This is a genomic window from Acidithrix ferrooxidans, from assembly GCF_000949295.1.
GTDB classification, from domain to species: Bacteria; Actinomycetota; Acidimicrobiia; order Acidimicrobiales; family Acidimicrobiaceae; genus Acidithrix; species Acidithrix ferrooxidans.
In genome coordinates, this window is the sequence record NZ_JXYS01000078.1 from 22,309 (window position 1) to 34,465 (window position 12,157).

At 50.3% G+C, this 12,157-nt stretch carries 13 protein-coding genes and 1 tRNA gene; 7 read left to right on the forward strand and 7 right to left on the reverse strand.

The features are described 5' to 3' along the window. Positions 1 to 33: 33 nt before the first annotated feature. Positions 34 to 423, forward strand: a complete 390-nt coding sequence (locus tag AXFE_RS20475) for a hypothetical protein (protein ID WP_200891275.1) — start codon at positions 34 to 36, stop codon at positions 421 to 423. 13 nt (positions 424 to 436) lie between these two features. Beyond that, on the forward strand, positions 437 to 2,170 hold the full coding sequence (locus AXFE_RS21530) for a recombinase family protein (RefSeq protein ID WP_082058715.1): 1,734 nt from the start codon (positions 437 to 439) through the stop codon (positions 2,168 to 2,170). Here the strand turns inward: AXFE_RS21530 and AXFE_RS12005 are convergent. From AXFE_RS12005 to AXFE_RS20060, 6 genes are all read right to left on the reverse strand, one after another. Next, positions 2,127 to 2,203 (reverse strand) — tRNA-Val (locus AXFE_RS12005). The genes AXFE_RS21530 and AXFE_RS12005 overlap by 44 nt on opposite strands. 489 nt (positions 2,204 to 2,692) lie before the next feature. Beyond that, positions 2,693 to 3,775: a queuosine salvage family protein gene (locus tag AXFE_RS12015; protein ID WP_052606205.1), complete on the reverse strand. Its 1,083-nt coding sequence runs from the start codon at positions 3,773 to 3,775 to the stop codon at positions 2,693 to 2,695. Continuing rightward, the gene (locus tag AXFE_RS12020) at positions 3,772 to 4,569 is read right to left on the reverse strand and encodes an SDR family oxidoreductase (RefSeq protein WP_052606206.1); all 798 of its coding nucleotides are present in this window, start codon (positions 4,567 to 4,569) and stop codon (positions 3,772 to 3,774) included. Before AXFE_RS12020 ends, AXFE_RS12015 begins: the two co-directional genes overlap by 4 nt. Further along, positions 4,566 to 5,339 (reverse strand): mycofactocin biosynthesis peptidyl-dipeptidase MftE, encoded by a 774-nt coding sequence (gene mftE / locus AXFE_RS12025; RefSeq protein WP_200891276.1) that lies wholly within the window; start codon positions 5,337 to 5,339, stop codon positions 4,566 to 4,568. The genes AXFE_RS12020 and mftE overlap by 4 nt, the downstream gene beginning before the upstream one ends. Continuing rightward, a complete protein-coding gene (locus tag AXFE_RS12030) occupies positions 5,336 to 6,145 on the reverse strand; it encodes an adenine nucleotide alpha hydrolase family protein (protein WP_052606207.1) in 810 nt (269 codons plus the stop codon). The genes mftE and AXFE_RS12030 overlap by 4 nt, the downstream gene beginning before the upstream one ends. Before the next feature lie 172 nt (positions 6,146 to 6,317). Then, the gene (locus tag AXFE_RS20060) at positions 6,318 to 6,506 is read right to left on the reverse strand and encodes a hypothetical protein (RefSeq protein WP_052606208.1); all 189 of its coding nucleotides are present in this window, start codon (positions 6,504 to 6,506) and stop codon (positions 6,318 to 6,320) included. 1,341 nt (positions 6,507 to 7,847) lie between these two features. On the opposite strand from AXFE_RS20060, the gene AXFE_RS12040 reads away from it, so the two are divergent. Then, a complete protein-coding gene (locus AXFE_RS12040; RefSeq protein WP_052606209.1) occupies positions 7,848 to 8,096 on the forward strand; it encodes a DUF2249 domain-containing protein in 249 nt (82 codons plus the stop codon). 75 nt (positions 8,097 to 8,171) lie between these two features. Next, positions 8,172 to 8,492: a metal-sulfur cluster assembly factor gene (locus tag AXFE_RS12045; protein ID WP_052606210.1), complete on the forward strand. Its 321-nt coding sequence runs from the start codon at positions 8,172 to 8,174 to the stop codon at positions 8,490 to 8,492. Positions 8,493 to 8,528: 36 nt separating this feature from the next. Here the strand turns inward: AXFE_RS12045 and AXFE_RS12050 are convergent, their stop codons facing one another. Then, a complete protein-coding gene (locus AXFE_RS12050) occupies positions 8,529 to 9,881 on the reverse strand; it encodes a hypothetical protein (RefSeq protein WP_052606211.1) in 1,353 nt (450 codons plus the stop codon). 70 nt (positions 9,882 to 9,951) lie between these two features. Between AXFE_RS12050 and AXFE_RS12055 the strand changes: the two genes are divergently transcribed. From AXFE_RS12055 to AXFE_RS12065, 3 genes are all read left to right on the forward strand, one after another. Continuing rightward, positions 9,952 to 10,710 carry a DUF2249 domain-containing protein gene (locus tag AXFE_RS12055; RefSeq protein WP_052606212.1) on the forward strand — a complete coding sequence of 253 codons (759 nt, stop codon included), beginning with the start codon at positions 9,952 to 9,954 and terminating at the stop codon, positions 10,708 to 10,710. Further along, positions 10,703 to 11,230, forward strand: coding sequence for a DUF2249 domain-containing protein (locus tag AXFE_RS20815; protein ID WP_235347807.1), 528 nt, complete (start codon positions 10,703 to 10,705; stop codon positions 11,228 to 11,230). Before AXFE_RS12055 ends, AXFE_RS20815 begins: the two co-directional genes overlap by 8 nt. Positions 11,231 to 11,322: 92 nt before the next feature. Continuing rightward, entirely contained in the window at positions 11,323 to 12,042 is a 720-nt protein-coding gene (locus tag AXFE_RS12065) for a helix-turn-helix transcriptional regulator (protein ID WP_052606213.1), read from the forward strand. Positions 12,043 to 12,157: the final 115 nt, after the last annotated feature.

The following is a 12,157-nucleotide window of genomic DNA, read 5'->3' on the forward strand; positions in this document are numbered from 1 at the left end:
TCACTCAACAACTAACCGAAAGGAGGTTTACACATGAAAGAAGTAGAACAACAAGGATCACAAGCAAAGCCCTATGAGGGCATGGATGATCCAAACAAGCAAGAACGACATACCAAGACCCTTGCAATTCGCGTCGAGGAAACTTTGCACGCGCAATTGCGATTCATCGCCCAGTTGCGAGAAACCAGCATTACCGACGAGATCCGCCAAGCCATTGAAACTCGCATCGCCTCAGCCCAGGATGATCCCGAGATCATCGCTCGTGCTCAACAGGCTCGTGATGAGCTGGAGCGAGAAGCAGCGGCTCGCAGTGCGGCAATCGCTGGGTTCTTAGGCAAGCCCGTAGTCACTGCCGTCGTCGACAAATCACCCGGCCCTGCCACCAAAGTGCAGCAAAACGCCCGTAAGACAGAAAACGAATAGGAACGGAGTGCCCATGTCAAGCGATTCTGCCATACTGGGAGTATTGGGTGCTGCACCTTCAAAGACTGCAATCATTTACCTGCGCGTCTCCACCGCCGACCAAGCCAAGCGTGGCGGACGAGAGGAAGGGTTCTCTATTCCTGCCCAGCGTGAAGCTAACACCCGAAAAGCTGCGTCGCTGGATGCGCTCGTAATTGAGGAATTCGTCGATGCGGGAGAATCCGGTACCTCAGCGGCCAAGCGGCCTGAACTCCAGCGCATGTTGTCCTATGTTCGGGAATATCACGTGGATTACTGCATCGTCCACAAACTCGACCGTCTCGCTCGGTCCCGAGCTGATGACGTCGCTATCCACTTCGCCTTGAAGCAAGCGGGAGTTACACTGGTCAGCACCAGCGAGAACATCGACGAGACCCCATCGGGGATGCTCATGCACGGCATCATGAGTAGCATCGCCGAGTTCTACTCCCGCAACCTCGCCAACGAGGTCACTAAAGGACTGGTCCAGAAGGCGAGCGTCGGTGGCACAGTTTCCCGAGCGCCACTTGGCTACAGAAACATCCATGTCAACGATGCGCTCGGACGAGTCAACCGAACTGTTGAGATCGATACCGAGCGAGCGCACTTGATCACCTGGGCGTTCTTTCGATACTCCGAAGGTGATCCAACGCTTCGGACGCTGCTCGATGAACTGACAGCTCGTGGGCTTACCACACGAGCAACACCCAAGTGGCCATCCAAGCCGTTGACAATTACCGGCCTCCATAAATTGCTCCGCAATCCGTATTACAAGGGAGAGATCCGTTACCGGAATATCACCTACCCCGGACTCCATGAACCCCTGGTTGATCCACAGACATGGCAGCAGGTCCAGGACCTACTCAGTGCCCACAACACCGCCGGAACACATCAGCGAACCAACAACCACTACTTGCGAGGAAGTGTATTTTGCGGGTCCTGTGGTTCTCGGCTAATGATCACAACAGCCCGTAATAGATGGGGCACCGAATACCTCTACCTTGTCTGCTCTGGTCGAGCGAGAAGGGTCACCGACTGTCAACGACAGGCGATGTCAGCGGAGATGGTCGAGGAAATCATTGAGGACGAGTACCGCACTATTGCACTCTCGCCAGCGTTGCGAGACAGCATCGAAGAGCTTGTCTTGGAGGACGTCGACACCTTACAGGCCGGTTCCGCAACCGAGCGAAAACAGATGGACAACCAGCGCATTGAGCTAACCGCCCAACGTCAGAAGCTGCTCGATGCTCACTACGCCGGAGCAATTCCACTTGATCTACTGAAGATCGAACAGGACCGGATTGCTGGTCAGATCGCACGAATTGAAGATCAGTTTGCTAGCCTCGATGCGAACTTCGAGCAAGCACGAGCAGTATTGGCCGACACGCTGGATCTGACTCGAGACTGTCATACCGCCTACCTGGAAGCCAACGACAGCACCAGGAGGCTCTTCAATCAGGCGTTCTTTGCCAGGATCTACATCGATGAAGATGACGAGACACGAGAGCAAACTGTCCGAGTTGACTACAACGAGCCCTTCGACACTTTGCTCTCACGCCTCATTCCAGCGAGCGTTCATCGCACTCTTGACATAAAAAATACCGCCTACCGGGAAATCCCGACGGGCGGTTCTAGCGTAGCATCAAGCGGCATCGCTGAGGTGCAGGGTTCTCATACGGATACTTTGGTGGGCGCTAAGGGACTCGAACCCCCGACCTCAGCCGTGTGAAGGCTGCGCTCTAACCAGCTGAGCTAAGCGCCCGGAGTTAACAAGCATAGCCGGAGATTTGAGTTCGATTTCAATTAATTTAGGTTAAGCCCTTGGTGGCTGGAGGCTGTTCGCCGAAAGGATTCGTGTGTTTTGAGGCTTGGGAATTTGAGCGTTACTCGGCTCAGATGGTTTAATGTTTTAGATTCCAAGAGCTATAGCACTGTCCAAGGCTCGTCCTTTATGGATTATTCAGTTGATCGATTGTTTGATTGAAGTGGTCACGCATCGATTGGACGTTTTCATTTGCCGATGGTCGCTATCCGTTATTGCGAACAGTGGATCACTTGATCTAGTTCTATGTTCGAGGCAATGCCAAGGTGAGCTTGACGGGGATTTTATGGGTGAGGTTCAAGAAAAGGGCTTCATGGGTATTTTCTCAGTATCAATGGATCATGATCGATTCAGATCTCATGGAGTTTTGCCAAAGTCCCTTCGAAGGGCCACTTGGGTAAAACAGAAGTCGATTCAGTAGAAGCCGATTCAATAGAAGATACTTTTGCACTTATGTGATAGTGACAGTCTGTATTTGCCCGATAACAACGGATCATGTTTTGAGGTCCAAATTGCGGCGTCAATTTGATTGGGATAAAGAGTAATTCCATCACCCAGGAGCTTTGCGTGAATCATCTCCACACTTTGAATAGTTGCTGCACGAATCTCTACCTCCGCCCATGAGCTATATTCGAGGCGCCCCCCTAGTTGAATGTGACTCTCTAAAGCGGGGTCATATTCTAGGACTTTTTCAACCCGAAGGACATGTGGAAGTGAATTATCAGCAAATGCAGTAAGCTTGTGGATCCCTGAAATGCAAAAAGGTATTTGAGCGACATCTAGATTTTTGTGGTGGAAGCGCCAAATCATATCGAGATCCGAGAGGATTATCTGTGCCTTTTTGAGGGGGTAAAAAGCTATCTCATTGATCTCATAGTAATCAGCCAAGGCTGGTAACTCAATTAGAGTCTTGAGGCAGTCATCAACATCGCGGTTTAGGTACTTTGCGAATTCGACAAAGCTGTCGGCGAAATTACCTTCTAAGTACATACCCAGTTCGTTTACAGCTTTTACCAGGAGATCTATCAAAATTGATACTTGAGGTGAAGGATCTCTTTGTTGGAGGATCTCGGTCATTTGGTCCGAAGTGATGTTGGTTAGGTGAGATGGTTTGAAAGGGTAGTGCTCCACGAAATATGAGGTAAGGCCCTGTGCGAAGGTGAGATAGCCAGATCCAGTTGAATTTTTTTGAAGATCCTCGAAGTACCCAGAGCCAAAGTTGAGATAATCAACGACTATTACAAATGCAAAGCTGGCGATTGGGTCGCTCAGAATCCAAAATCTAGGGTCTAACTCTTTGTCGTAGTCGATTGCATATTGCAGAAGTCGATCGCTATATGAATTTAAATGAGCTTCATTGATTGTGACCCATGAAGACGACAAGGAAAGTTCTTTAGCGCCACTTCGGATATCGCTTGTTCCGCTAAATCTTTTGGGAGAGATTGCGACCTTGAGCGGGGTTACAAAAGCCGAATTATCCTGATTGGGGCTGGATGGGAGCCGTGTTGTCAAAGGTGCATTCCAGCATCGACAAAGATTTCAGCTCCGGTGATGGCAGAGGCAGCCGGTGACAATAGAAAAGAGATAGCTTCTGCTATCTCTTTTGGATTGATTAGTCGACCCAGGGCATGGTGTATTGAAAACTCTTCTACGTCGCTAAGGCCATAAAGGACAGCCGATTGATCCAACATTGCACCCCTGGTTGATCCCGGACAGACCCAATTGACATTGATTTGATCGGGTGCCAGCTCTAGAGCAAGGGTTCGTAGGTATGCAACCATTGCGCCCTTAGCAGCGCAGTAGGCACCAATTCCACCGAGTGCCTTTGAAGCTGCAACCGACACAACCGCCACAATTGATGCGCTTGAGCTGCGCTCTTTTGTCTCTTTCATGAGAGGTATGAAGGAGGTGATGGCGTTGTGTAGCACCACTAAGTTAGCATCGATCATCGATAGAAGTTCTTGTGTTGAGGTCTCAACCAGCGACTTTCCACCAAGAATTGCACCTGCGGTAATGGCAAGTTGATCGATGGGTCCCATATCATCTTGTATTTGGGTTGCGATACGGGCTAAATCAGCACCATTGGTTGCATCCGCACCATATCTGCTGATCTTTTCCTCAAGATCACCATAGGTAGCGCTTTTGATATCTCCCATTTGATATCCAAAGCGCATCGTCACTTCACTAAAGTCGACTACTGCACATCTACGTCCTGATGATGCGGCGATCTTCGCGACCTCGGCTCCGATGCCTCGTGCTCCACCTAGTACAACTAGGCAACCTTGATCTGTCGTTAGATCACTCATAGGGTAGGCCAATTGATCGCTTTAGGTGGGATAGACTTATAAAACCGATCGTAGGTCTCGATCAGTGCATCACTGAAAGCTCCTAAAATGGCTGCACCTTCAGTGGCGCTTGAGCCGGTTGGGTCGCCTAAAACACCGTTCTTTGAGACCGCAGATACCCCTAGGTTGCGCATGACTTCCATGATCTCTGAAGGCTCAGCGACACTACCGGGCCTAGCCAGGCTCATCTGTACTAATTCAGGAACCAACGCTAACATTGCGGAAGTTTCTGTTCTTCCAGCATGAAGATCTGGAGCCTCCATCCCCTGGGCGCCACCTGGTCCGCTCCATCGATAGGCTGCTTTTTGAAGAATCTCAAGGGTGGGCCACCAGGCGGTTGCGAACCTGCCTTCGCTTCTAAGTTTTTGGACCGCTTTTGCCATTGCCTCTACGTTACCCCCATGAGCGGTGACAAAGATGATTCCAGCAAAGTGATCGACGCTTCTACCTAATTCTAAAAGGACGAGTTCGAGGGCATTTTGGCCAATTGATAAGGTGCCTGCAAAGGAGGAGTGTTCGCCGCTGGAGCCGAAGTTGACGCTAGGTGCCAAAAGAGTGCTCTCGGCTCGACGTGTTGCGAGTGCCTCGGCCAGCGCGATGGTCATAATTGAGTCGGTAAATAGCGGTAGATGCGGGCCGTGTTGTTCGGTGGATCCCACCGAAAGAATGATCACTGACCTCTCGGCAACGGCTGCAACCTCGGGGTGGGTCATCTGAGCCAGAACCCTCAATTTGACTCCTTGTGGCGCGAGACTGCCTCTAGGACTATCTCTGCGGCTGAGTCGGGATTAACTTCAATTAGTTCACGTCGTCTAGCATCTATCGCCCCTCCCATTAGGGATCTAATGCGCATTATCGCACGATCTCCAATTGGGCTTTGTGTGATAGTGGTTGGCGCACTTCGCCCTTGGTCATCTAGATACCAGGTAGCAGGTAGGCCATTTGAATCTTGTAAGCCCACAGTTTCAATTTGAGCTGCTTTAGCCTCGATCAAAGTGATCAGATCTCCGCGTATTTCAATATTTGTTGGGGCGCATCCAAGTGCGATTGGTAGCTGTGTGATCTCCGAGAGGAGATGTGAGCTTCCATCAAAGTGCTCAATCGTGAACTTGCCTTTGGTCTGTTTTACCCCTTCGACACCAAAGAGGTACCCTATGGATAAGTTTCCAGCTACAATTGCGCCAAAGAGGCCACTTCCAGTATCTGCTGAATAGTCTCCAAATAAGAGAGCCATTGGAGCTATTGATCTGATTAGCGATGCCAATTGATCCTTATACACAAAGGCTGCACCTTGGGATGGGTCACCAATGACTAGGATCGCTCGATCGACTCCTAGGCTAAGCGCCTCTAAAAGTGCATCTTGGTCATGCGCTTCACCTAGGGTTATCGCGATGGTTTTACCGCCGGAAGTGCCACTTAGATCCCTTGCTATGGCGATGGCATTTCGTTCTGATGGAGTTAGACCCCCAAAATATCGTCGGGAGGTGTGATCAACATTGCGATATGAGTTTTTTACAAAGACAATCGTGTCCTTCAATTGGCAACCTCCGGTCTTTATTATTTAATTCTAGGACAGATTATGAAGTTATGTGACTTTTACAAAAGAGTCGATTCGCAAAAAAATATAGTTAAAAACTATAAAGATAAGCATTTTCTTGATTGTATTCTTATTAATTTGGATTAGATATCATGCCAGTACTGATCCGGTTTTATTTAGAGGCGCCAATAAATGATCTAAATCCCAGATTGCACATATCGAACGATGCAACTCTCGGATCTTCGCCAAAGGCCAAGGCAAAGGCCAGCCATCTTTCTGCGTGCGTCATGAATGAAAGAGGTTGTAAATCACCTACAAGCTGATAACGATCACACTGCAATGCTACATAGATGATGGACATACGCCCTCCGGGATCGCCTTTTGGGAGGAGATTTCAAACCATTATATCGATTATGGCACGGGGCATTAGCTAAAGAGCGTTGTCCAAAGCGGTACTAAAAAAGTTAGAGCAATGACTCTTTCAGGTATGAGTTAAGAAGACGAGTGAAAACGAACCATCTTCATCAACTACGGCAAGTGTCTCGAAATTGATATGGACGATGTCGAAACCGAGGCATGGCAAACTCTCGGGACAACTTGGAGACTAACCCAATTAGTGCTCCCCTTGGCTATATGGGGGCATCCGGCGTGTAGGTGGCGTGAGCTTAACATCAGGCGTTTATGTGGAACATGAGAACCCAGTCCTAGACGTTCTTGGCTAAGCCCACATGGGCTAAGCCCAAAGATGAGGAAAAACCTACAAGTTGCAGATCAACAAGAGGGAAAGTACCAAATGCCTATGGATTGGGGGCGGACCATCCCGTAGTAGCTACGAAGTCCTTGTAATGAGGATGTAAGCCAAAGAGATGGAGTAAACAGCAGATCTAGTTGTAATTGGCAAATGAACAACTTCTCAAGGTAAAAGTTGAGAGGGGTCGGGTAGGCACGACTCATAGGCGAGCCGTGCCTACCCGACTAGCTCAGGCCGGTCTTTTTGTTAACTGTTGGAGTTTCACGGATAAACACAACAAGACAATAGCACTATGTCAAGGGTAATGGAAGTCATAATCAAAACTATTCAAAACTTAGGACACTACATACTCGACCCATAAACACCGAATACCCATCTACCAGGGTATCTGTAAATCACCTCAGCCCAAAATCCTCCAAAATCACCTAAAAAGGGGCCAATTGGGGCGATTTTTCAGGAATTCTGCTAAGGATGGGCTAGGTGCTCCATTTCCTTTGCAGTTTTCACATCGCCTTCGGTGTCTTCAGAGAGAATCGAGTAAATATTACCGCGGTATACGGCGGTTGGGGAGTTTGAGCAAACATGGATGCGGTTTTAGCCTTACACCGCTACGAGATATCTGCATCCTGCGCCACGACCGCAATTTCGGTTGCATTATGGTTGGATGGAGTCGCCAAGCCAGTGTGCACGTTGCAACATCTCGTCGAATTGCACCCGCCCATCTGTTGTGATCAAGCGCATAGTAAGAGCATGCCTGAGTGATAGTGGGCCTTGATGCATCCCTAAGATTCCGACACGGGAGTGCGAGTGCCAGTCTGGTTAAGCCGGGGCAGCTTTGATGGATATTTAAGGACTTTGCCTCGGCCCTGGTCGCCCGGCCACTATTATATCTAGCTTAGAATAGAATAAATAGTAGCCGAGACTACTGGTGATCAATTGGAAGGAGAGAAAGTGGTGACTGACAATGGATGTGGAAAGGCCGATTTGGTACTCGACGTCAGGGCAATGCTGGCTGGAGGGCAGGAACCGTTCGACGCGATTATGCAGGGCGTCGCCGCCTTAGAAGAAGGTCAGGACCTCGTGGTAATCGCGCCGTTTGAACCTGTCCCCTTAGAAGGTGTACTTTCCGGACAGGGTTTCACCTATCAAGTTACGGAATTCTCTCCGGAACACTTCTCCGTCACTTTTCATCGGGACTAGTAGTACGCAATGATGAAATTGGGAAGATACAAAGAAACAGTTTTGGGCACTCAAACTGGAAATGTGGGGTAGAGAATGGTGGAGGAAACGGCTAAAAAAGAGATCCTTGATCTGGCATGGTCGGCGCTTCGAGGGGTTATCGATCCAGAATTAGCGTTAGATATTGTTGCATTGGGTTTGATCTACAGGATGGAGTTCGTAGAAGACCGGCTCGAGTGCGACATGACCTTGACAACACTGGGCTGCCCGGTCTCCGAATCGATGCCGATCCAAGTTCAGGAGGTACTAGAGCGTTGCTGTAGTACTGAAGTAGAAGTCAAGTTGGTGTGGAGTCCTCCATGGGGTGTAGAGATGATCGACCCGGTAAGCGCCAAGGCACTTGGCCTTCGCCGATAAGAATAACTCGAGGTTGACGCTGATGGATCTTCGACGTCAACCGGCTTCTGATTGACTCGCATCACCGAAGTGTGAGAGCATTCGAGACGGCCTAATCGCTAGGTTCAATGATACCGATATAGCGGCCAGGGCTAGCGCCGCAGACCCGATGGAGAATAACACCCCAGTCATAGTCGCCAAGCCGACGATGATAAATGTGAAACCCGATGTCACTATGACAAAGCTGGCCCTGGCCACCGATGGATTTAGCAGGTCGGAGAAGACCAAGGGTTTGTTATTGCGGGTGAACTTTACCCCCGAAGCACGCAGAATCCCCCAGGTGATAAATGGTACGACCTTGTGAGCGTGACCGATAACCGCAAGTGCGATCCATGCGCCGAGGGATACTATCTCAGCAGCTGCAAGTTGCGTCCGCAACTGTGAGCCCGCCTTAGACAGAACGGAAGCGATAGCGAAGCCGATGGCTCCAACTAGGAATATCGCCGAGACGACGACGTATCCCTGAAGTAGCTCCAACTTGCGCCGTCTCCCGGATACTACTCTCGCCAGGGTATACAGGTGTGAACAAAGGGCAATTACGATAATTACCCCCGCGGCTGTTGCGATCAAAGTACTCGATGCGAGCATTCCAATCACGAAGATGGTCACTCCAATTGCAAGCCCCCAAATCGCTATCTGGCTCGATCTGTTTGACTTTCGATGAGAGAGCATAAACATCGGCCAGAGCTTTTCAGATACGGCAACGTAGCTTATGCCTAGCCAGCCCAGAATGCCGATATGGGCATGCGCGATGACCAAATTCGGAGACAAAGCGAAAAAGCTCTCGTGAGCATTGCGGTCCACTGCGTAGGTGATGCCAAAGCAGGCCACAGCGACGAGCATTATCGAAGATATCCGGGCGCCGGTAATCGAGATTCCCTTCCCTCTTACCATAAGTGGTTTGGAGAGGTTGATCACGAGCAAAACGACACCAATCACCGCAAGTATGCCTGAGGCGACGACCATTGGGTTTATCTCGAGGAGGAAGCTGGTTGCAAGACCGATCGAACCCGCTGCGAAGAGTCCGCCGCCCCAGTAGGAGAGTTGGGGGTGTCTGAGCTTCTGTCCCGAAATGACCGGGATGAACTGGTGCATCGCACCAAGGACCGCCATCGACGCCACGCCCAGCATGAACATGTGGGTCATTCCTATTGCCAAGTGACCCATTGGATTGTCAACTACCCTTGAGCCGAGAAAGATCCCGAGGATTCCATCTGTGAAAAGCGCAAGTGCGGCAATAGAAAAGAAACCAAGGGGCAGCCGTGGTGGTGGGACGCTCTTAGGCATGCCAAGGTTTGAATGCGAGTAGTTGCTAGCCGGACCCGGAGAATCAATTGGAACGCCATTCACGATTGTGTTACCTCACTTATGCCGAAGCCTATTATATTTCTATTGCAGAGTATAATAAAAAGGAGACGAAGTGAGCGACCATGTTGAGAATTTAGAGTCCAATGGTGCATATATTCCAGTGGCATTGGGGAACAAGCCGACCGAAGCACAACGAGTGCTGAGCGCTATCGAAGCTCACCACGCCGAGATGGCACAGAGGCTCTCAGCATTAGCGAATTCCATGGCAAAAGGTGCATCGCCCGAGGCCCACTCGCTGTTGGCGAATGACTTCTCCAGTTATTTGAGAAGCGATATCCTTCCCCACGCACAAGCAGAAGAGACCAGCGTCTACCTTCGAGCGCAAAAAGTTGGCCTGGCGGATGTGGTTGAGACGATGCTTTTCGAACACCGCTACCTACGGGCAAAGATCGATGAGTTCGAGACCCTTTCTGGATCGGAACAGGCAGCTGTCGCGCTGGTGATCAGCGAGGTATTTTCGATACATGCCCAGAAAGAGAACCTCTTTATCTTGCCGCAGGTTCTATCTTCGGTCGCAGATGACGAGGTTTCCCAGGTACTCTCTGAGATCCAGCGGGAGTTCGTCAAGTCAAAGAGCACTCCAGTTATCTCAACGATCGATCTGCGGCCACTGCCACCAAGAGCCCGCCACGACGTCGTCTTTTCGAAGATACAATCCATAAAGAGCGGTGACGCAATTACGGTATTAAACGACCACAACCCCAAACCACTCTTCTATCAGATCGACGCTCTTTGGCCCAACAGCTATAGGTGCACAATCGCCCGGGTTGACGATAGGACATTCACGATGGAGATTACAAAGCTTGGCTAATGGTGACCCAAACCTTGATCTCTTGGTCCCTTCGTTGAGTGGTGTTGTCATTGACCTTTCCAAGGCCTTAGCCAAGTCTGGCGAGCCACGATTAGCGGCGACCCTTCTGTCTCGGGCATGGGTTGAGCTCTATCGAAGCGGCGAATTTGCAAAGCAGGCCAAAGCGATGGAGGCTACGATGCACTCAATATCTCGTCTTGATCATTCCGACGTTGATCGAGGAGGCATGGACCTCAAGAGGCCCGACGGCCATGAAGCGGACTCGCAACCGGTCGACTTACGACCCCTCGCTCCGATCGATAGACATGCAGAGGTAATTTCCCGCTTTGAAGCCTTGGCGGATGGCGATGAGTTTGTCCTCGTAAACGACCACGATCCCAAGCCGCTCTACTACCAGCTCAAGGCGGAGTATGACAAGGTTTTCGATTGGGATTATCTAAAAGGTGGCCCCGAAGAATGGATAGTGAAGATCACCATTTCGCCTGGTCAACAATCTCGAGATCAAGAGGATCAGTGTTGATCCCGCACGGCTTCAAAAACAGCTATGGTTCCGGACTAAGTTGTCTTGGTGGGGTGGGTTTAATATGGTGTGCACGCTAGGTGGAGTAACAAATGGCAGATACTGTTTCTGAGCTTCCCGGGGGAAAATTGGCACTTTCACCGGTCTTCGGGCCCGGTGATGAGTTGCGGAGTAGGGCGGTGGCCCTAGGAGACCCGACCCGGTATCGGATCTTCGAGCACCTGCTTAAATCGGCCGAACCTGTCTCAGTTTCCGAACTGACCGAATTCACCCGACTCAACCACACCGGAATTCGCCATCACCTTGAGATTCTCCGTCGATCGGGACTCATCGACGAATATCGTGAACCGCCCAAGGGGCGTGGCAGACCTCGCCTGCTATACGAAGCGTCGGCGGAAGCCAAAAGGGGCCCGACGAAGGCGTACGAGCGTCTGTCATTACTTCTAATTGAAGCCATGACTACACAAAGTTCCGTTAGGACTATCGGGAGAAAGGAAGGCGTCCGACTTGCGACCGAATTAGCGCCGAAGTATTCCGACCCTGTTCGGGTAATCCATGAGGCGATGATTGGGTGGGAGTTTTCGGTAACTCTCGTAAATAATCGAGATTTTGCTGCCGTCGTCCTCAATAAGTGCCCACTTGAATCAGCGGTCAATCTCGCCGGCAAGACAGTATGTGGGCTGCATTTAGGAATTATAGAAGGAATCCTATCCAAATTACAGGGCCTTGAGCTGACCGATTTCGAGATTCATCTCCCGAAAGTCGCCGCGTGTAAGATCGAACTACGACGTCACACCGAATCTGCGGAATAGCTATCGGGACTACGACGTGGCGAGTTATTTGTTTCGATCTGCAGCGGTCGTAAAGTAGTTCTCTTTGACCTAAGCAATTTAGCCAGACCCGAAGTGAGCGCTTCTTCCATCGTGC

Coding starts and splice junctions, on each gene's coding strand:
- AXFE_RS20475 (WP_200891275.1), top strand. CDS start 34: ATGAAAGAAGTAGAACAACAAGGATCACAAGCAAAGCCCTATGAGGGC.
- AXFE_RS21530 (WP_082058715.1), top strand. CDS start 437: ATGTCAAGCGATTCTGCCATACTGGGAGTATTGGGTGCTGCACCTTCA.
- AXFE_RS12020 (WP_052606206.1), bottom strand. CDS start 4,569: ATGAGTGATCTAACGACAGATCAAGGTTGCCTAGTTGTACTAGGTGGA.
- AXFE_RS20060 (WP_052606208.1), bottom strand. CDS start 6,506: ATGTCCATCATCTATGTAGCATTGCAGTGTGATCGTTATCAGCTTGTA.
- AXFE_RS12045 (WP_052606210.1), top strand. CDS start 8,172: ATGGTGGAGGAAACGGCTAAAAAAGAGATCCTTGATCTGGCATGGTCG.
- AXFE_RS12065 (WP_052606213.1), top strand. CDS start 11,323: ATGGCAGATACTGTTTCTGAGCTTCCCGGGGGAAAATTGGCACTTTCA.